The following is an 18,556-nucleotide window of genomic DNA, read 5'->3' on the forward strand; positions in this document are numbered from 1 at the left end:
GTCGAATTGTTGTGCACCACCGCCGAATTCGAGAATCCGTCGAACCACCAGTACAGCACAATCGACCGTCTCGGTGACCATCTCAGGTGAGGACCACGCATGACCATCGAAATGCCAGTCCAAACAGAAACCAACGGGCGCAAGAGCCTCAGCACCGGTGCCGCCCACCAGCTCGCGCACACCACCAAGTCCGAGCCGCAGATGCAGGGCATCACATCGCGCTGGCTCACTCGCGCACTGCCATGGACGCAGGTCAACGGTGGTATTTACCGTGTCAACCGACGGCTGACCCACACCGTCGGCAACGGCGAGGTCGAGTTCGTCATCGACGGCTCGCAAGCCAGAGTGATCCCGATGGAACTCACCGAACTTCCGCAATTGCGGGACTTCGACGACGAAGAGGTACTGCGCGCGCTCGCCCAGCGTTTCGAGCAGCGCGACCTCGAACCCGGCACGGTGGTCGCCGAATTCGGCAATCCGATGAATCAGGTCATGCTGATCGTGCACGGCAAACTCAGCAAGATCGGCACCGGGGAATTCGGCGAGCAAACCAAGCTCGGCATGCTGGGTGGCGGTGATTTCTTCGGTGATGAAACCCTCATCGATGGGTCCGGTATTTGGCCGGTGACCGTCAAAACCGTCACCCCCACCACCATGCTGGTGCTGTCCCGGCAAACGCTCGAAGAAATGCTGGAGTACACCCCGGCGCTCCGCGAGCAATTGTCCCGTGTCGCCGACGCTCCGGCACGTCCGCAGAACACCAAGGGCGAGGCGAATATCGAGATCTCCTCGGGCCACTTCGGTGAGCCGTTGCTGACCGGCACCTTCGTCGACCTCGACGACGCCCCGCGCGAATACGAGCTCAGCCTGGCCCAGAGCGTGCTGCGGGTGCACACCCGCGTCGCCGACCTGTTCAACGATCCGATGAACCAGGTCGAACAGCAGCTCCGGCTCACCATCGAGGCGCTCTACGAGCGGCGCGAGAGCGATCTGGTCAACAATCCCGATTTCGGATTGCTGCACAATTGCGACCTGAAACAGCGCATTTACAGTGAGTCCGGTGCACCGACGCCGGACGATATGGATGAGCTGTTGAGCATGCGGCGCAGCACGAAACTGTTTCTGGCACATCCGAAAGCGATCGCCGCTTTCGGTCGTGAATGTAGTAGGCGCGGCCTGTATCCGGATCCGGTCGAGGTGGACGGACACCGCGTGTTCGCTTGGCGCGGCGTCCCGATCTACCCGTGCAGCAAGATCCCCGTCAGCGATACCCAGACCACCTCGATTCTCGCCATGCGTACCGGCGAGAAGGATCAGGGCGTCATCGGCCTGCACCAGACCGGCATCCCGGACGAATACGAGCCGAGCCTGAACGTCCGCTTCAAGGGCATCGACGACCAGTCGATCATCTCCTACCTGGTCAGCTGCTACTACTCGGCGGCCGTGCTGGTGCCGGACGCACTGGGCGTGCTCGACAACGTCCTGGTCGCCCGGCAGGCGGACTGACCGGGGTGATGACCGATGTCGGTGCTCTCCCGCGCCTCGGCACCACCCGCCACCCACGAGGTGGCCGCCGCTGTCGCGGCACTGCTGTCCAACCTCGAAACCACCGCTCCACCAACGCTCCCGCTGGAGGTTCCGGAACCGGCAACCTCGGCTCCACCTGAAAACACCGATATACCGGAAAGTACGGAATTATCCGAATGCACAGCAATACCCGAATCATCCGAAACCCAGGTGGTGGAAGCTGATTCGTCAGAACTGGACCGACCTACCCAACCTGAGGCGATTGTTCCGCGCAGCCTGCTCGGACCCAGCGGCCTGGGTGCGGCTGCACTCCTACTTCCGTCGTCCACCACCACCCAAGCGGGATTACCTACTACTGAGGTACCCGACCCCGCACGCACACCTACTATCCGGGCGGCTGGTCTCCAGCCGCCACCGGTGGCGTTCGACGCCACAACGATCGCCGTCGGCGTGGCGCAGGGGGCCGCGCCGGCAGGATCGGCCCCAGCCGAACCGAAAACGAACCGCGGTCGAATTCCATTCGGCCCCACCGGATTAGGTACCGCATCTGCCTACCTGCAAGGCACCGCGGCACCGATTCCACCGCTGTACTGTCCACCGCCGCTGCGTGATGACCCGGCGTTGGCCGAATTGGTCAACGACGGGCTCATCGACTGGGCGCGGGATATCGGTCTGTACGCCGGGCGCCTTGACGAACTGCGCGATGCCGACTTCGGCCGATTGATCATGCTCGCCCATCCGGACAGCAACGATGCGGACCGGTTGCTCGCGGCCGCGAAATGCGCGGTCTCGGAATGGTCGGTCGACGATTACTACTGCGAGGAAGGAGCCGATGAGACCGCACCCGACGGCACGCCGTCCAGTGCCGAGGCCGAACTCGGCCCCCGACTCGAATTGGCCGCCGCAGCAATGGATCCCGTCCACCTCCCGGCTCGCTACCAGCCACAGCTGGAGCGGGCACTACAGGCCGATCCGATCCTGCGCGCGTTCCGTACGTCCTTCGAGCATCTGTCCCGGTATGCGACCCAGGCACAGCTGGCTCGATTGCGTACCGAGATCGCCGGATGGTTCATCGCGCTCGGCGCGGAGGCCGGCTGGCGGTCCGCACACCGGATGCCACCGGTGTGGGAGTACCTCACCAATCGGCAGCCGCACAGTTTCCTGCCATGTATGGCGCCGATCGATGTGGTCGGCGGCTATGAGCTCCAGGCCGCCGAGTACACCGATCCACGGGTGCGCCGGGTCGTGACCACGGCCGCACTCGCCAGTCAGATGGTGAACGACCTGTATTCGATGGCGCGCGAAGACCGTTCGGACGGTAGGGAATTCAACCTGCCGACGGTCTTGGCCGCGGAGGAGCGCTGCTCCCGGCGCGAGGCGGTGCTGCGCACCGCCGTCGTGCACGACGAACTGGTGCACCGATTCGAACAGGAGGCCGGTCCACTGGCCGCCGCCGGATCGGCCGAACTGCGACGGTTCCTCGGCGGACTCTGGGCGTGGATGGGCGGTAACCGCGCCTGGCACGCCGCGAGCAAGCGCTACAACGAGTCGAATTAGCCAGTACCGCAACGTAATCAGCAGTACCGCAACACGAGAGGATGATCAGGCATGACCATGCTCAATCCCGACACGGGGTCCGTCCTGCGCACCAGCTACCAGAAGGCCGTTGCCGAGTACTGGAACAACAACCCGAATGACGACCGGGTCAATACCAAACTCGGTGAGGTCGACGGGCTGTTCCACCACCACTACGGCATCGGCGAACCCGATCAGGCGGCGCTGGCCGGGCCGGCGGACTCTCGCGAGGAACGGATCGTCAAGGAACTGCACCGCCTGGAGACCGCCCAGGCATCGCTGCTGCTGGACCACCTCGGTGATATCCGGCCCGGCGATCGGCTGATGGACGGCGGCTCCGGCCGCGGCGGTACGAGTTTTATGGCCAATCAGCGCTTCGGCTGTCAGGTAGACGGCGTCACCATTTCCGAATACCAGGTCGGCTTCGCCAATGATCAGGCCGCCCATCGCGGTGTCGCGGACAAGGTGCGCTTCCATTTCCGGAATATGCTCGATACCGGTTTCGACACCGGATCCAGGCGTGGCATCTGGACCAACGAAACCACCATGTATGTGGATCTCGGCGAGCTTTTCGAGGAGTTCGCCCGGCTGCTCGAACCCGGCGGTCGCTACGTCTGCATCACCGGCTGCTCCAATGATGTCAATGGTGGGCGTTCGGCCTCGGTCAGCTGGATCGACGCCCATTACGGCTGCATGATTCATCCGCGCAGCGAGTATTTCCGGGCCTTGGCCCACAACAATCTGGTGCCGGTCAACGTCATCGATCTGACTGCCGCCACGATTCCCTATTGGGAGCTGCGCACCGAATCCGAGCTGGCGACCGGCGTGGAGAAGCCGTTCCTGACCGCCTACAAGGAGGGCAGCTTCCAATACCTGCTGATCGCCGCCGATAAGGTGGGGCGATGAGCGAGCGGAGCGAGCCATCCATAGGCGCAGCACCATCGGTCACAGCGGAGCCGAGCGCCAGCGAGGCGGAGGCATGAGCGAGCGGAGCGAGCGAATCATGGGCGCAGCACCATCGGTCACAGCGGAGACGAGCGCCAGCGAGGCGGAGCTGTGACCGAAACGCTGGCGAAGCCGATTACCGACCGCGAGGCCCTGCCCGTCGAGCTGGTCGACGCGGCCGGGCGCGCGGTCGGTGCGTGCCCGGTAGCGCAGGCGCATACCGCGCCCGGGCTGCTGCACCGCGCGTTCTCGGTGCTGCTGTACGACGAGGCGGGTCGGGTGCTTTTGCAGCAGCGTGCCGCGGTGAAGACGCGGTTTCCGCTGCTCTGGGCCAATACGGCTTGCGGTCATCCGGCGCCGGGTGAGCCGGTGGTGGCGGCCGCCGCGGTCCGGTTGGCCGAGGAGTTGGGGTTGGCCACCGCGCTGACCGAGGTCGGAATCTTCCGGTATCACGCCCAGGATTCCGCGACCGGTCGGGTGGAGCACGAGTGGGATCATGTGCTCATCGGACGGCTCGATGCCGAGTTCCTGCGGACCGCGGCGCCGCGGCCGGATCCGGCGGAGGTCGCCGACTACGCGTGGATCCAACCCGAGGCGCTGCGGGATGCGATCGCCGACGATCCTGGGAGCTATACGCCGTGGCTGCTCGGTGTGCTCGATATCGCCGAAGAAGCGGTTCGGGTCATCTGAGGCTCGTTGGAGGTCGTCCGCTGACCCGGCCGTTTCAGGTTCGCAGGCCGGGTCAGCCAACGATCATCTCCCGGCGTCCTCTCGTAATCGCCACGGCGCTCCGTAACTGGCTGCCTCGGCAGAGTCCCCAACTCCTTGCTGTTTTGGTTCGGAACATGTGCTGACCGACTGACAGGATCTGCAATCTCATGCCTCAATGCGCATATCTACGTTTCAGCAAGTATTTTTGCCCGAAATAGGGGACTTGTAACACCAGACAAAGCCTTCGAGAAATCACAGGAACGGCACAGGGTGCGAACAGGAGCGACTCGGATCCTGGATCGCGTACGAGGTCTTGAATTCAGCGAGGTGCACGATGGTCGAAGTCGAAGTCACGGACGACAAAGTGACGGTTCATGTGCTCGGCGGGCACCGACTGCTGGCCCTGCGCGAGCACGTGACCTTCGATCTGGCCGATATCAAAGAGGTGACTCCCGCCCCGGTCGATCTGCGCCCACCGTGGGTCCGCGCACCGGGCACCTTCTTTCCCGGCGTGATCGCGGCGGGCACCTACCGCGGCAAAGGGCGAAAAGAGTTCTGGGACACCAGATTCGACGGCCATGCGATTCTCATCGACCTCGCAGGCCCCGGGTTCACCCGTCTCGTCGTCGATGTCGACGATCCCGACGCGGCGATGGAAGCCCTTGCCGCGGCCGCCTGACAGCTCAGGAATTAGAGCCGAAGCAACGCAGCAGGCCGCTATACGGCTTCGGTGGTGGTGCGGCGAACTCTCCCCTACCCGATTTGCGCAGGCCGATGGTGATCAGCGACTGGGCGGTGAGGGTGGCAGCCGCGACGCCGTCGATCACCGGTACACCGATCTCGTCGCGGATGTGGTTGCAGAGGTCGGCCATGCCCGCGCAGCCGAGGACGATCGCATCGGAGCCATCGGCGTCGACCGCATCGCCGCATGCCTCGGTGACGATTTTGCGGGCATCCGGATCTTCCAGTGCGAGCACCGGGATTTCGCAGGCGTGGATGCCGCGGCAAAAACGTTGCATGCCATAGCGATACACCAGCTCGTCCGCTCGGCCGATGGTCCGGCCGAGCGTCGTGACGATGCTGAATCCGCCGCCGAGATGACTCGCGGTGTGCATTGCCGCCTCCGCGATGCCGATTACCGGCCCGCGTGCCAGTTCTCGGGCCGCGTCCAGCCCCGGATCGCCGAAGCAGGCGATCACGTAGCCGTCGACGCCCTCCTGTTCGCCGCGTCGGATGGCGGCGAGAATGCCCGGGACACTGAGGGCTTCGTCGTAGTGACTCTCGATCGAGGCGGGCCCCATCTCGGCGGTTACCGCGTCGAGCAGTGTGCCCCGGCCCACTACGGCCTGGGCACACTGCTCGATCGTGTCGGTCATCGCCCGCGTGGTGTTCGGGTTGACGACCCGGATGCGCATCAGGCGGTAACTCCCTTCACTGCCAACCGGGTTCGGGTGGCCAGCAGGTAATAGGTGAGGAAACCGAGGCCGCAGCCGATGAACCAGCTGTACTGCGCGGCGGTGTACATGCCGGTGACATCCTTGGCCAGCACCGGGATCACCGCGATGATCGCGCCGACGGCGGTTGCGATGATCGCCGCCGGGTTGTAACCCTTGCTGTACCAGTAGGATCCGGTCTGCGACAGGGTGAACAAGTCGTCGACGACAACCTGCTGTTTGCGCACCAGGTAGTAGTCGGCGATGAGGACACCGAACAGCGGGCCGATGAATGCGCCGAGCACCTCCAGGGTGTAGTGGATGACCTCCGGATTGTTGTAGAGGTTCCACGGCGTGATCAGGACCGAGCCGACCGCGGCGATCATGCCGCCCGCGCGCCAGCTGATCCGCTGCGGGCTGACGTGTGAGAAGTCGAAAGCCGGTGAAATAAAGTTGGCGACGATATTGATGCCGATCGTGGCGATGGCGAAGGTCAGCGCGCCCAGCACGATCGCGAAGGTGCTGTCGATACGGGCCACCGTCGCAACGGGATCGGTGATCAGCTCACCGTAGACCGGGACCGTCAGCGATGCGGTGATCACGACCAGCAGCGAGAAGAGCAGGAAGTTGACCGGCAGCCCGAGCAGGTTGCCACGCCGCACCACCGCGAAACTCTTTCCGTAGCGGGAGAAATCGCCGAAGTTCAGCATCGGACCGGAGAAATAGGACACGACCAGCGCGATCGCGCCGAGCATGACCGGGACCGAGGCCCAACCGGTGTACTTCACCTCGCCGAGCTTCAGGTCGATGGCACTCCAGCCGGCCTTGGCGATCAGATAGCCGCAGAGCAGAAACATCACGACATACACAGCGGGACCGCAGAAGTCGATGAATTTGCGAATCGATTCCATGCCCCGCCAGAACACGCAGGCCTGCACGACCCACAGCAATAGGTAACTGCCCCACCCGAGCAGTGAAAGACCGAGGAACCCATAGTCGCCGACGACCGCATACGGAGCGAGGCTCGGAAACAGTTTCACCAGTACGACATCCAGTGCCGCCGAGGCGAGAAAGGTCTGAATCCCGTACCAGGCGACGGCGATCAGGCCACGGATGATGGCCGGGATATTCGCACCGAGCACCCCGAATGCGCTGCGGCACATGACCGGATACGGCACACCGGTCACCTGACTCGGCTTGGCGACCAGATTGCAGAAGAAATAGACGATGGTGATGCCGATCAGCAGCGCCGCGAGCACCTGCCAGCTGGCGAGTCCGAGTGCGAACAAGCTGCCCGCGGTGACGTAGCCGCCGACGCTGTGCACGTCGGACATCCAGAACGCGAAGATGTTGTAGGAGCCCCAGGTCTGCTTGCGCAGCGGGGCCAGATCCGCATTCGTCAGCCGTGGGTCGTAGGCGGGCGGCGCGAGTACGGGCGGGGCCGCGGTGGTGAGCGTTTCGGTCATGGTGTTTCCCATCCGAAGGTGAAACTGTTGATCGAAACGACGGTAGAAACAACGCATTGCCCGGCCATTGCGCAGTTATTGCCCGGCTATTGCGCGATCGATATATCTTCCGGCGCGAGCAGTCCGGTATCGGTGGGCAATGTCGCGATTACCGTCTCCAACCTGCGGTGATGCCGTTCGGCGATCAGCAGCAGGCGGTCCACATCGCGGGCCATGAACGCATCGAGCATCAGCGCGTGATCGGTGTGCAGGCGCACCCGATCGCCGCGGCCGATATGCACCATGGACTGCACCGGCTCGGTGACATTCCACGCCGATTCGAGCATGTGCAGCAGCCGGAACATCCGTGACGGCTTGGTCAGCGCCACATGAAAATGGCGCGATTGGCGGTGGTACGCGACGGGGTCGTCATCTCGAATCGCCTGTTCCAGTAGCGAATTCACTTCGAGCAAGCGGGCGCGGTCGGCGTCGGTGGCATTGCGCACAGCGGCCGCCAGCGAGGCGGTTTCCAGGGTCTCCCGCGCGATATACATTTCGCGCAGCTCGTTGGAGGTCAGCTGGGCCACCGCATAACCGCCGTGCGGCCGATGGGTGACCAGTCCCTCCCCGATCAATGTCTTGAGCGCCTCTCGCACCGGGATGTGGCTGACGCCGAATAATTCGGCGACCTCCCGCAATGGGATCACCGTGCACGGCGGCACGGCACCATCCAGAATCACCCGGCGCAGTTCGCCGAGGATCACTTGCGGTCGGCCTGGTTCGTCGACAACCAACCTGGCCAGTAGCGCCGATCGTCGTCTCGGGGGCATGCGGCCACGCTATGCGAGCCGTATTGCGATCTCGGTCGCGGATGTGACGGTCAGGAAAAGTTCACCGAACCGACTGGTCTCACGGTTGGAATTTCGGCTCCGCGATGGCCGCGATCGCCGCCATGCCATGCTGTTGGTTGGTCTAACGACAGAGGAAATCCGATGACACTTACGGCAACGCAGTCGGTGGATCGTCGCTATGTGCGCCTGGTCGCCGAATTCGACAGGCTGTTCCGCAGGCCCAGCGATGGCGGCGGGGCGCTCGTGGTCTATCAGCACGGCGAACCGGTGGTGGATGTGTGGGCCGGATTCGCGCATCCGGGCGTGCGGTGGGCCGCCGATACCGTGGCCATGGCCTATTCCACCGGCAAAGGTGTGGTCTCGACGCTGGCGCACCGATTGGCCGAGCGCGGCCTGTTCGATTACGACGAGCCGGTCGCCACCTACTGGCCCGAATTCGGGGCGGCGGGCAAGGAGCGCATTACGGTGCGGGAAATGCTCACCCACCGGGCGGGTCTGCATCGGCTGCGCGATCTGCTGCCCGGGCCGGTATCGCGTTTCCTGGACGATGCCGAGGTCACCGCCGCGCTCGCGGCCTGCTCCCCTGACCCGCGTCACCTGGTGACCAGCGGCTATCACGGAATCTCCTTCGGGCACTTGGTCGCCGAGCTGATCCGACGGGTCTCCGGTTCGGACTTCACCGAGCTGTTGCGCACGGAAATCGCGAAACCGCTCGCGGCGGAGGAACTCTGGTTCCGCGTGCCGGAATCCGAACGCGGCCGCATTGCCACCAACTTTCCTCGGCTCACCGTTGCGGGCATGAGTTGGGAGAACAGTGCGCGGCTCATGGGCCGGACTCGTTTCGCTGCGGCCGCCGAAACCACTCCGCGTGGATTCGCGGATATGGTTTCCGATCCGCGCCTGCATGATTCGGTGATTCCAGGCGTCAACGGCGTCTTCTCGGCGCGTGCCCTGGCGAGGATGTACAGCGCGCTCGCGACCGATGGTCGGCTCGGGGACTTCCAGTTGCTGCGTCCGGAGACCATCGAGCAGATCACCCAGCGTCAGGTCTTCACTCCCGATTACGTTCTGGCGTTTCGCATTCCGTGGGCGCTGGGTTACCACGGTGTGCCGATGAAGCCGTCGAAGGCCGATCCCATCTCCGCGTTCGGTCATTTCGGCCTCGGCGGTTCGGGGGCGTTCGCCGATCCGGCCACCGGGATGTCGCTGGCCTTCGTCACCAATCGGCTCGGCGGGAAGCTGACGCCGCTCGGCGATGCTCGGCTGGCGCGGCTCGGTGCCCTTGCGCACAATCTCGCGAAGGCCGGATAGGCTCGGGAAATCATCGGATGATTTCTGCCTATGTGGCAGCGCATCCGCGCCATGGGCTGGCAGCATGGGCGCATGGAGTTGCTGGGAATAGACCGTATCGAGGCGGCCGCGGCGGCATTGGCGCCGGTGATTCGGCGGACGCCGGTGGTCGCGTCACGGGTGTTGTCCGAACACGCCGGAACCGAGGTGCGGCTGAAGTGCGAGAACCTGCAGCGGACCGGCTCGTTCAAGCCGCGCGGGGCATACTTCCGGATCGCGAACCTTCCCGCGGAAGATCGGGCGCGCGGCGTGGTGGCGGCCAGTGCCGGCAATCACGCGCAGGGGGTGGCGTGGGCTGCGGCTTCGCTCGGGATTCGCTCGACGGTATTCATGCCGGTGGGCGCTTCGCTGCCGAAGTTGGTGGCCACCAAGGCATATGGGGCCGAGGTGCGGCAGGTCGGTGAGACCATCGACGACTCGCTGGATGCCGCACTGGATTTCGCCGAGCGGACCGGTGCGACGCTGATCCATCCGTTCGATCACGCCGATATCGTCGCCGGGCAGGCGACGGTGGCCCTGGAGATCATCGAGCAGATGCCCGAAGTCGGGACGGTGATCGTGCCGACCGGCGGCGGTGGGCTACTCGCCGGGGTCGCCATTGCCCTGCATCATGTCGCACCGCAGGTACGGGTGGTTGGCGTGCAGGCCGCGGAGGCAGCGGCATGGCCCGATTCGCTGGCTGCGGGTAAACCGGTGCGGGCGACGCGGATGTCGACCATGGCCGACGGTATCGCGGTCGGACTGCCCGGTGAGGTGCCGTTCGCGCACGTCGCGGCGCATGTGCCCGCGGTGGTGACGGTCGACGAGGATGCGCTGTCCAAGGCGCTGCTGCTGTGTCTGGAACGCGCGAAGTTGATCGTCGAGCCCGCCGGTGCCGCCGCCGTGGCGGCCCTGATGAGTTGCGAGCCAACGGAACTCGGATTGCAGGGGCCGGTGTGCGCGATCCTGTCCGGCGGCAATATCGATCCGATGATGCTGACCAGGATCATCGGGCACGGTCTCGGTGCCGCCGGGCGTTATCTGGCTGTGCGCGTGACGATTTCGGATCGACCGGGTGCGTTGAGCGGATTGCTCGCGGTGGTCGGGAAGACCGGTGCGAGTGTGGTGGATGTGGTGCACTCACGGACCGGTGGGTGGCTCGCGGTCGACGAGGTCGAGGTATCACTGACGTTGGAAACGCGGGGTCCCACGCATCGCGATGATGTGCTTGCCGCGCTGGAGAATTCGGGATACACGGTGCGAGTGGAGGATTAGCCGGGTCCGAGCGGGCTCGGACCCGACGTCGAGCCCGTCAGCACTTCCGCTTGTAGAAGTACTTCGAGTTGGCATCCATATCGGCCTGGGTGATCGCCACCATATCGGTCTGGATATTGCGGGTGACCGGCTTACCCTCCAGCGCGGCCGCGGCCTCGTCGACGCCCTTCGCACCGATCCCGGCCGGATCCTGCGCGATAAGTGCCTGCACGGTACCGGCTTTCAAATCCTCGACCTGTTTCGGGCTCGCATCGAAGCCGACCAGTTTGACCTGGCCGAGCTTATTGGCATTGCGCAATCCGGTGGCCGCGCCCTCGGCCGAACTCAGGTTGGTGGCGAAGATCCCGGCGAGGTCGGGATGGGCGGCCAGCGTCGCGGTGACGATCGAAGCCGCCTGTGCCGCTTCATTGTTGTTGTACTGCACGCCGAGCGAGGTGATGCCCGGGAAGGCCTTCACCGCATCTTCGAAGCCCTGAGCACGCGCGTCGGTGGTGGAGGTTCCGGCCTTGGTGTTGATCACCAGCACGGGTCCCTTGTCGCCGATGAGCTTGGCCAGCGTCTGTGCGGCGAGTTCGCCGCCCTTCTTGTTATCGGATGCGATCGACGACAGCGCGATCGAGGTGTCGTCCAGTGCGGTATCGACCTCGATGATTTTGATCCCGGCATCCTTTGCCTGTTTGATCGGATTCGCCATCGCCTGGGCATGTGTCGGGGCGATCAGGATGCCGCCGGGCTTATTGGCCACCACACCGGTCAGTACGGGAGTCTGCGCACCCGCATCGAATTTCGTCGGCGCCTGTGTCTCCAGCTTGTAGCCGAGTTTGCTCGCCTCGTCCTGCGCGCCGCATTGCATGGAGATGTAGAACGGTTCGTCGGCGACACCGGGAATCAGCACCAATTTCTTGGCATCCGTACCGCCGGAATTGTTCACCGAGCCACCACATCCCACCACCAGCGTGCCGACCGCCGCCATCGCGCCGATCATCACCGCGGTCCGCTTCGCCACCCTCATTTGGCTACCTCCGCCTTATTCTCTTATCGCGCAGTGCTGTACTGCTTACCTCTCTACTTGCGGTCCCGGGCTCGACGGCGCAGTTGGTCGAACCACACCGCCCCCACCAGAACCGCGCTCACCGCGATCGGCTGCCAGAACACCGGCACCCCCGCGATGACGAATCCCTTGCGCAGCACCGACGGAATGAAAACGCCGATAACCGTGCCGACAATGGTGCCGATTCCACCGAAAAGGCTGGTCCCGCCGATGACGACACCGGCGATGGCATCCAGATTGTCGGTGCCGTGTCCGCCGATGGTGGTGGTGCCGAAGTAAGCCAGATTCATGAATCCGGCCAGTCCGGCGAGTAATCCGGTCATCAGATAGACCAGCACGAGGTGGCGAGTGACCGCGATGCCCGAACGCCGCGCGGCCTCCTCATTGGAGCCGATCGCGTAGGTGTAGCGACCGAATCGGGTGGTGTGCAGCGCCCAGGCGGCGAGCACCGTCACCGCCGCCGCGACCAGCACCAGATTCGGTACGCCGCCCAGCGACGTCCCGAAACCCAGGGAGTTGCGCAGCTTATCGGGCACCGTCCTGGTGTCGACACCGCCGGTGATCAGTTGTGCCGCACCTAGTGCCGCACCGAAGGATCCGAGTGTGACGATCAGCGGTGGAATCTTGGCCTTTGCCACCAGAATTCCATTGAGCAATCCCCAGATGCCGCCGCCCGCAATGGAAATCAAGAGGCCGACGCCGATAATCCCCCACCCCGCGCCGGTGGCGTTCTCGTCTGGGCTCAGCCATTCCATCGTTTTCGCGCCGAGCACACCGGCGAAGATCAGCACCATGCCGACCGACAGGTCGATGCCCGAGGTGATGATCACGAAGGTCATGCCGACCGAAAGCACCAGCAGCACCGAGGTTTCGATCAGCAGCGTCTGCAGGGTGAATCGGGTCGGGAAGGCGTCGGGGCGGATGATGCTGAAAACGATGCACAATACGACCAGCACCACACCGATCCACAGCGTGCTCGCGCCGAGAAGCCGTTGCAGCACAGTGCGTTCCGGCAGATCGGGGCTGCCATTCGGCTCTTCTTTCGTCATGCGGCGTCCTCGTGTGACAGCGCTCCGGTCATCGCACCGACCAACTGCTCCAGCGTGGCATCGGCGGCGACGAATCGAGCGACCCGCTTGCCGAGGCGCAGCACCTCGATCCGGTCGGCCACGGCCAGCACCTCGGGCATATTGTGGCTGATCAGGACGACGGCAATGCCCTGGTCACGCACATTGCGGATCACCTCGAGCACCCGTTCGCGCTGCACAACGCCGAGGGCCGCGGTCGGTTCGTCCATGAAGACGACCTTGCTCGCCCACAGCACCGCACGCGCCACGGCCACACTCTGGCGCTGTCCGCCCGACAGTGCGCCGATCGGCACATCGGTGCTCTGCAGCGTCACGCCGAGGCGCCGGAAGTGTTCGACGGCTCGAGTCCGCATCGCCCGCTTGTCGAGCATGCCGAGTCTGCCCGCCAATCCGCGGCGAACCAGCTCCCGGCCGAGGAAGAGGTTGGCGGCCGGGTCCAGATCGGGTGCGACGGCGAGGTCCTGGTACACGGTTTCGATGCCGAGCCTGCGTGCGGCGGTCGGTGAGCCGAGCACCGTTTGCGAACCGTCCAGCACGATGGTCCCCGAATCCGGTTGTTCCGCCCCGGAAAGGCATTTCACCAGCGTGGACTTGCCCGCGCCGTTATCGCCGATCAACGCGACGACCTCACCGGCGCGCACCTGAAAGTTGGCCCCCCGCAACGCGTCGACACCGCCGTAGCGTTTCACCAACGACTGAGCCTCGAGTACTACATCGCCCGGTTCCGATGCCATACCCTCACCCGCGTCGACTCAGTTGAGCAAACGTCCGATCCATCGGCCGATGCTACGTTCGCCGCCACCTCTCATGGGACGAATTCGACAAAATGCGCAGGGCGCAACGAGACCGATCAGTCCCACCAGAAGCGCCACAGCTGCCGAAGCAGGGATTCGGCGAGTTCATCGAGTGAATCGCGATCCTGTTCGGCGGCATCCGGGCAGTACAGGTACGCCTCCAATGCCTGCGCGAGCGCGGCGTCTTCGGTCAGCTCCGGCTCGTGTGCGACGGCGAGCCACAGCGTGTCGGAATCCAGGGCGACGAGTTCGCAGCGGCGCTCCGAGGCCGCCCACCGGCGCAGCATCACTGCGTGGTCGGCGCCGTCGAGGTCACAGTTGAGCGCACCCGACCATTGCAGTTCGTGCGGAACCATCCAGGAATTCGCGGCGGGAACCAGGGCGAGCTGATCGAATTCGTCGCAATCGCCACGAATGCTCCAGACGTCGCCCCAATCGAATCCGTCGTAGTCGTAGAGCTCGAGATCCAGCTCGGCCCAGTCCGGTCCGCCTCGCGGAATCTCGTAGTCATCGCCCGACCGCTCGCGATATCTCTCGCGCAACCAGTCCGCCGCATCGGTTCCCGCGAGGAATTCCGGAATCGACAACTCACGCGATTGCTCCCAGCCGCGCTCGGATCCGGTCTGATACCAGGTATGGGTCTTGGTCAGCACCGGCCACAATCCGGTCTTCGGATGCACCTCCCGCACCTGCTCCCACAGCCCGGCCGCCGCATAACTGGGCTCGGTCGATACCACCCACACCGGCGCCCCCGACACCGTCCGCTCGACCACCGACGCCGCCGGTAGCTCGATCCCGTACGCCGCCAACGCTTCCGCCGGATCATTGCCCGCGAAGGGCACCGCCGCCAGCGCCGCCGGTCGATCCGCGGTGAAGGTCCCCGCCTCGAAATCTCTCTTCATGAGCCGTCATTCAACAGCCACCCGCCGACAATCTCGCAGCGCGGATGTCAGTGTGCGCCACCGAGTTCCAGGGCAAGGACACCGAGAATCACCAAGGCGATGCCGCCGACCTGGATCAACGAGAGTCGTTCGTCCAGGAATAGGACGCCGATCACGGCGATGGCCGCGACGCCGACCGCCGACCAGATGCCGTAGGCGACGCCGATCGGCATGCCGCGCTTCAGTGCCTGGGAGAGGAAGAAGAAGGCCGCACCGTAGCCGATGACCACGATGATCGAAGGCACCAATTTGGTGAAACCGTCGGAGATTTTGAGCGAGACGGTCGCGGTGATTTCGGAGGCGATGGCCAGCGCCAGCAACAGCAGGGTCATCGGCGCAGCGTAAACCGGGGCGGGCGGGGTGCGGTCGGCGCCATAAGCATTCGACCATCCCGATCGAAAGGTCGGCACCGCACAATTCGGTCGTCGATCGAGGAGGGACAATGGACGCAGCGGTGATCTTGGTCCTGGCCGGGCCGATCCTGATACTGGTCACGCTCATTGTGTTCGTTCCGCTGACGATTCGTGCCGAGCGCGAGCGCCGAAGGATCTTGCGGCAGTGGGCGACCCAGCATGGGTGGACGTTCGCGGACAGCTCGCGGGCTCGGTGGGTATCGCGCATGCCCCGGGGTGGACGCTATCTGGGCGTGACATTGACGGGGCAGATCGCCGGTAGGTGGGTGACAGTGGCAGAGTACAGATACGAAACGGAAACCGTCGCTGCGACGGTCGGCCCACGTTCCGCGTCGAACAGGACTACGACAACGCACCACCTGATCGCGACCGTGGTGGTGCTGGACCGCCCCTTCCCGTCGGTCAACGTGTCCACCCGCGGCGTGCTGTCCAAGCTGGGTCGCACACTGTTCGGCGACAAGCCCACCGCCACCGGCGATGCTTCCTTCGACTCACGCTTCCGGATCAATGCCGTCGATCCGGACTTCGCCCGCTGGCTCGTCGGCAAACCGCTGATCGACGCGCATCTCGCCGGAACCGTCCCGGACTGGAGCCTTGTCGGTCAGGAGTTGCTGACGTACCGGGCGGGCCGGTTGCGCGATCCGTCCGCGATTCCAACAATCGCCGCGCCGTTGCTGCACGTGGCCGACCTGCTGGGCCGTTGAACGGCCCCAGCCATCCCCGGCCCTCTAGTGCCCCGCACAGGTTCGGATCAAGATCAGGTGGAACTGGTGGCGGGGTTTCTCGGGCGATGCCGCCATGGATTCCACCTGATCTCGGTCGTCGCCGAGCGGGGGCCAGTTCAGTTAGGCGACAAGGCGGCGCAGCTCGGCGACGGCGTTGCGGATCTCGTCGAGTTGCGCTGCGACCTGCACGCCCGCGGTTCCGCCGCGCGCATTGCGGGATGCGATCGAGCCCTGCACGGTGAGCACTTCGCGGACCTGTGGAGTCAATGCCGGATCGATGGCGGCGAACTCTTCGTCGGTCAGCTCGTCGAGGCCGACGCCGCGCGCCTCGGCGGCGCGCACACACGCACCCGCGGCCTCGTGCGCGACGCGGAACGGAACACCCTGACGGACAAGCCATTCGGCGATATCGGTGGCGAGGGTGAAACCGGCGGGGGCGAGTTCGGCCATGCGGTCGGTGTGGAAGGTGAGCGTCGAGACCAGGCCCGCGATGGCCGGGAGCAGCAGCTCGAGCTGGGCGACCGAGTCGAACAAGGGTTCCTTGTCCTCCTGCAGGTCCCGGTTGTAGGCCAGCGGTTGGGCTTTCAGGGTAGCCAACAGTCCGGTCAGGTTGCCGATGAGGCGGCCTGCCTTGCCGCGGGTGAGTTCGGAGACGTCCGGATTCTTCTTCTGCGGCATGATCGACGAGCCGGTGGACCAGGCGTCGGCGAGGGTGAGGTAGCCGAATTCCGGTGTGCTCCAGAGGATCACCTCTTCGGCCATCCGGCTCAGATCGACGCCGATCATGGCGAGCACGAAGGCCGCCTCGGCCGCGAAATCACGTGCGGAGGTGGCATCGATCGAATTCGCCGCGGCGGCATCGAAATCCAGTTCGGCCGCAATGGCTTCCGGATCGAGTCCGAGCGAGGATCCGGCCAGTGCGCCGGAACCATAGGGCGACACCGCGGCCCGCTTGTCGAAGTCGCGCAGCCGATCGATATCGCGCAGCAGCGGATGCGCGTGTGCGAGCAGATGGTGCGCGAGCAGCACCGGCTGCGCGGCCTGCAGATGCGTCTTGCCGGGCATTACCGCGTCCGGATGCGCGGCGGCCTGGGCGACCAACGCCTCGACCACATCGAGGAGTCCGGCGGCGACCCGGCGGGCCGCATCGCGCAGCCACATCCGAAACAGCGTGGCCACCTGGTCATTACGCGACCGCCCGGCCCGGAGTCGGCCGCCGAGTTCGGCGCCGACCCGCTCGATCAGCCCGCGCTCCAACGCGCCGTGCACATCCTCATCGGCCTCGGCGGGGGCGAACGCACCCGAATCCACGTCCGCCGCAAGGCGATCCAGCCCGGCCAGCATGGCGGCGAGGTCGCTCTCCGAAAGCAGTCCCGCCTTGTGCAGCACACGCGCGTGTGCCTTCGACGCGCGAATGTCGTAGGGAGCCAGCGCCCAGTCGAAATGGGTCGACTTGCTCAGCGCGGCCATTGCCGCGGCCGGTCCGGACGCGAAACGTCCGCCCCAGAGCGCCCCTTCGTTGGTGCTGCCGCTCTGCGTCATCGTGTGCTGTCTCCTCCGGGTCGTCGGGCGGTGAACAAAATGTCGGTCTTCAGGTGGGCAGCGGCCGTGTCGGATACCTCCCGGCCCCGGCTGCGCAGTACCTCGGCCGGATCGGCGCGCGACACCGTCCAGCCGTGTTCGGTGAACCAGTCGATCGGATCGCTGCGGCCCTCGTCGGAGTACCACAGTTCGCCGACATCGACCGTCACGTCGACCCCGGCCGATCGCGCATCCTGCAATGCCTTCGAGTCCGGCGCGGCACCGGATGAGCGGTAGATCGCGATGCGACTGCCCGGTGCGCTCGATGCCACGATGTTGTCGAACAGCCGGTCCTGAGCGTCCGCGGGGAGGTAACGCAAGAGGCCTTCGACCAGCCATGCGGTCGGCGCGGCCGAATCGAATCCATTGTCCCGCAACGCCGCAGGCCAATCCTGGCGCAGATCCACCGCGATCGCGCGGCGGTCTGCCGTGGGCGCAAAATCCGCAAGCGCGTTGTCCTTGAACTCCAGAACCTTCGGCAGGTCCAGTTCGAAAACCGTTGTGCCGACCGGCCATTCGAACCGATATGCCCTGGCATCCAGGCCCGCGGCGGGGATGACGAGCTGCCGGATGCCGTCGGCGGCCGCCTCCTGGACGTAGGCGTCGAGGTAGCAGGTGCGTGCGATGAGGGCCGAGATAATAGGGCCCATCGCCGCTGTCGCAGCCTCCTCGAGATCGGGGATGTCCCCGCGCACGATGCGCGTCCAGGATTCCGAACCGACGGCGGTCACCAGCACTTCGGCGTACGGGTCATGGAACAGTGCGTCCGGGCGACGGCTCTCGGCGGCTCGCATGGCGGCGACGCCGAGGGCGGTGGCGCCCACGCTCGATTCGATATCCCAGCTGTCGTCGTCGGTCCGCACAGCGCTCCT

At 65.1% G+C, this 18,556-nt stretch carries 18 protein-coding genes; 8 read left to right on the top strand and 10 right to left on the bottom strand.

From position 1 onward, the window contains the following. The first annotated feature begins 99 nt into the window (after nt 1-99). From ACFYOW_RS39165 to ACFYOW_RS39185, 5 genes are all read left to right on the top strand, one after another. On the top strand, nt 100-1,506 hold the full coding sequence (locus tag ACFYOW_RS39165; RefSeq protein ID WP_387295355.1) for a family 2B encapsulin nanocompartment shell protein: 1,407 nt from the start codon (nt 100-102) through the stop codon (nt 1,504-1,506). A 15-nt stretch (nt 1,507-1,521) separates the two neighbouring features. Next, nucleotides 1,522-3,084, top strand: coding sequence for a family 2 encapsulin nanocompartment cargo protein terpene cyclase (locus tag ACFYOW_RS39170; RefSeq protein ID WP_387295357.1), 1,563 nt, complete (start codon nt 1,522-1,524; stop codon nt 3,082-3,084). 51 nt (nt 3,085-3,135) lie between these two features. Then, on the top strand, nt 3,136-4,008 hold the full coding sequence (locus ACFYOW_RS39175) for a geranyl diphosphate 2-C-methyltransferase (RefSeq protein ID WP_387295359.1): 873 nt from the start codon (nt 3,136-3,138) through the stop codon (nt 4,006-4,008). 150 nt (nt 4,009-4,158) lie between these two features. Beyond that, on the top strand, nt 4,159-4,737 hold the full coding sequence (gene idi, locus ACFYOW_RS39180) for an isopentenyl-diphosphate Delta-isomerase (protein ID WP_387295361.1): 579 nt from the start codon (nt 4,159-4,161) through the stop codon (nt 4,735-4,737). A 355-nt stretch (nt 4,738-5,092) separates the two neighbouring features. After that, complete coding sequence (locus ACFYOW_RS39185; RefSeq protein WP_387295363.1) at nt 5,093-5,437, top strand: hypothetical protein; 345 nt, start codon at nt 5,093-5,095, stop codon at nt 5,435-5,437. A 4-nt stretch (nt 5,438-5,441) separates the two neighbouring features. Here the strand turns inward: ACFYOW_RS39185 and ACFYOW_RS39190 are convergent, their stop codons facing one another. From ACFYOW_RS39190 to ACFYOW_RS39200, 3 genes are all read right to left on the bottom strand, one after another. Beyond that, entirely contained in the window at nt 5,442-6,173 is a 732-nt protein-coding gene (locus ACFYOW_RS39190) for an aspartate/glutamate racemase family protein (protein WP_387295365.1), read from the bottom strand. Further along, a complete protein-coding gene (locus ACFYOW_RS39195; RefSeq protein ID WP_387295366.1) occupies nt 6,173-7,657 on the bottom strand; it encodes an NCS1 family nucleobase:cation symporter-1 in 1,485 nt (494 codons plus the stop codon). The genes ACFYOW_RS39190 and ACFYOW_RS39195 overlap by 1 nt, the downstream gene beginning before the upstream one ends. A gap of 86 nt (nt 7,658-7,743) precedes the next feature. Beyond that, nucleotides 7,744-8,466 carry a GntR family transcriptional regulator gene (locus ACFYOW_RS39200; RefSeq protein WP_387295368.1) on the bottom strand — a complete coding sequence of 241 codons (723 nt, stop codon included), beginning with the start codon at nt 8,464-8,466 and terminating at the stop codon, nt 7,744-7,746. Nucleotides 8,467-8,628: 162 nt separating this feature from the next. Between ACFYOW_RS39200 and ACFYOW_RS39205 the strand changes: the two genes are divergently transcribed. Continuing rightward, nucleotides 8,629-9,798, top strand: coding sequence for a serine hydrolase domain-containing protein (locus ACFYOW_RS39205; RefSeq protein ID WP_387295370.1), 1,170 nt, complete (start codon nt 8,629-8,631; stop codon nt 9,796-9,798). 72 nt (nt 9,799-9,870) lie between these two features. Further along, complete coding sequence (ilvA, locus tag ACFYOW_RS39210; RefSeq protein WP_387295644.1) at nt 9,871-11,091, top strand: threonine ammonia-lyase; 1,221 nt, start codon at nt 9,871-9,873, stop codon at nt 11,089-11,091. Nucleotides 11,092-11,128: 37 nt separating this feature from the next. On the opposite strand, the gene ACFYOW_RS39215 is transcribed toward ilvA, so the two are convergent. The 5 genes from ACFYOW_RS39215 to ACFYOW_RS39235 form a co-directional block, all read right to left on the bottom strand. Further along, nucleotides 11,129-12,103 (bottom strand): ABC transporter substrate-binding protein, encoded by a 975-nt coding sequence (locus ACFYOW_RS39215; protein ID WP_387295372.1) that lies wholly within the window; start codon nt 12,101-12,103, stop codon nt 11,129-11,131. Between the two features lie 53 nt (nt 12,104-12,156). After that, nucleotides 12,157-13,191 carry an ABC transporter permease gene (locus ACFYOW_RS39220; RefSeq protein ID WP_387295374.1) on the bottom strand — a complete coding sequence of 345 codons (1,035 nt, stop codon included), beginning with the start codon at nt 13,189-13,191 and terminating at the stop codon, nt 12,157-12,159. Beyond that, a complete protein-coding gene (locus tag ACFYOW_RS39225) occupies nt 13,188-13,964 on the bottom strand; it encodes an ATP-binding cassette domain-containing protein (protein WP_387295376.1) in 777 nt (258 codons plus the stop codon). Before ACFYOW_RS39225 ends, ACFYOW_RS39220 begins: the two co-directional genes overlap by 4 nt. Nucleotides 13,965-14,080: 116 nt before the next feature. Continuing rightward, entirely contained in the window at nt 14,081-14,926 is an 846-nt protein-coding gene (locus ACFYOW_RS39230; protein WP_387295378.1) for a DUF4253 domain-containing protein, read from the bottom strand. A 47-nt stretch (nt 14,927-14,973) separates the two neighbouring features. Next, nucleotides 14,974-15,297 (bottom strand): DMT family transporter, encoded by a 324-nt coding sequence (locus ACFYOW_RS39235; RefSeq protein ID WP_387295380.1) that lies wholly within the window; start codon nt 15,295-15,297, stop codon nt 14,974-14,976. Nucleotides 15,298-15,407: 110 nt separating this feature from the next. Between ACFYOW_RS39235 and ACFYOW_RS39240 the strand changes: the two genes are divergently transcribed. Further along, nucleotides 15,408-16,082, top strand: coding sequence for a hypothetical protein (locus ACFYOW_RS39240; protein WP_387295382.1), 675 nt, complete (start codon nt 15,408-15,410; stop codon nt 16,080-16,082). Nucleotides 16,083-16,223: 141 nt separating this feature from the next. Here the strand turns inward: ACFYOW_RS39240 and argH are convergent, their stop codons facing one another. Continuing rightward, nucleotides 16,224-17,645 (bottom strand): argininosuccinate lyase, encoded by a 1,422-nt coding sequence (gene argH, locus ACFYOW_RS39245; RefSeq protein ID WP_387295384.1) that lies wholly within the window; start codon nt 17,643-17,645, stop codon nt 16,224-16,226. Then, nucleotides 17,642-18,547 carry an SAM-dependent methyltransferase gene (locus ACFYOW_RS39250; protein ID WP_387295385.1) on the bottom strand — a complete coding sequence of 302 codons (906 nt, stop codon included), beginning with the start codon at nt 18,545-18,547 and terminating at the stop codon, nt 17,642-17,644. Before ACFYOW_RS39250 ends, argH begins: the two co-directional genes overlap by 4 nt. Between the last annotated feature and the right edge of the window lie 9 nt (nt 18,548-18,556).

The organism is Nocardia sp. NPDC006982, assembly GCF_042869435.1.
Lineage (GTDB): Bacteria > Actinomycetota > Actinomycetes > Mycobacteriales > Mycobacteriaceae > Nocardia.

Excerpts from the sequence above, each read along its gene's own strand:
- ACFYOW_RS39220 (WP_387295374.1), bottom strand. The coding sequence starts at position 13,191 with ATGACGAAAGAAGAGCCGAATGGCAGCCCCGATCTGCCGGAACGCACT.
- ACFYOW_RS39190 (WP_387295365.1), bottom strand. The coding sequence starts at position 6,173 with ATGCGCATCCGGGTCGTCAACCCGAACACCACGCGGGCGATGACCGAC.
- ACFYOW_RS39170 (WP_387295357.1), top strand. The coding sequence starts at position 1,522 with ATGTCGGTGCTCTCCCGCGCCTCGGCACCACCCGCCACCCACGAGGTG.
- ACFYOW_RS39230 (WP_387295378.1), bottom strand. The coding sequence starts at position 14,926 with ATGAAGAGAGATTTCGAGGCGGGGACCTTCACCGCGGATCGACCGGCG.
- ilvA (WP_387295644.1), top strand. The coding sequence starts at position 9,871 with ATGGAGTTGCTGGGAATAGACCGTATCGAGGCGGCCGCGGCGGCATTG.
- ACFYOW_RS39185 (WP_387295363.1), top strand. The coding sequence starts at position 5,093 with ATGGTCGAAGTCGAAGTCACGGACGACAAAGTGACGGTTCATGTGCTC.
- ACFYOW_RS39205 (WP_387295370.1), top strand. The coding sequence starts at position 8,629 with ATGACACTTACGGCAACGCAGTCGGTGGATCGTCGCTATGTGCGCCTG.
- argH (WP_387295384.1), bottom strand. The coding sequence starts at position 17,645 with ATGACGCAGAGCGGCAGCACCAACGAAGGGGCGCTCTGGGGCGGACGT.
- ACFYOW_RS39200 (WP_387295368.1), bottom strand. The coding sequence starts at position 8,466 with ATGCCCCCGAGACGACGATCGGCGCTACTGGCCAGGTTGGTTGTCGAC.
- ACFYOW_RS39225 (WP_387295376.1), bottom strand. The coding sequence starts at position 13,964 with ATGGCATCGGAACCGGGCGATGTAGTACTCGAGGCTCAGTCGTTGGTG.
- ACFYOW_RS39175 (WP_387295359.1), top strand. The coding sequence starts at position 3,136 with ATGACCATGCTCAATCCCGACACGGGGTCCGTCCTGCGCACCAGCTAC.
- ACFYOW_RS39235 (WP_387295380.1), bottom strand. The coding sequence starts at position 15,297 with ATGACCCTGCTGTTGCTGGCGCTGGCCATCGCCTCCGAAATCACCGCG.
- ACFYOW_RS39240 (WP_387295382.1), top strand. The coding sequence starts at position 15,408 with ATGGACGCAGCGGTGATCTTGGTCCTGGCCGGGCCGATCCTGATACTG.
- ACFYOW_RS39215 (WP_387295372.1), bottom strand. The coding sequence starts at position 12,103 with ATGAGGGTGGCGAAGCGGACCGCGGTGATGATCGGCGCGATGGCGGCG.
- ACFYOW_RS39165 (WP_387295355.1), top strand. The coding sequence starts at position 100 with ATGACCATCGAAATGCCAGTCCAAACAGAAACCAACGGGCGCAAGAGC.
- ACFYOW_RS39195 (WP_387295366.1), bottom strand. The coding sequence starts at position 7,657 with ATGACCGAAACGCTCACCACCGCGGCCCCGCCCGTACTCGCGCCGCCC.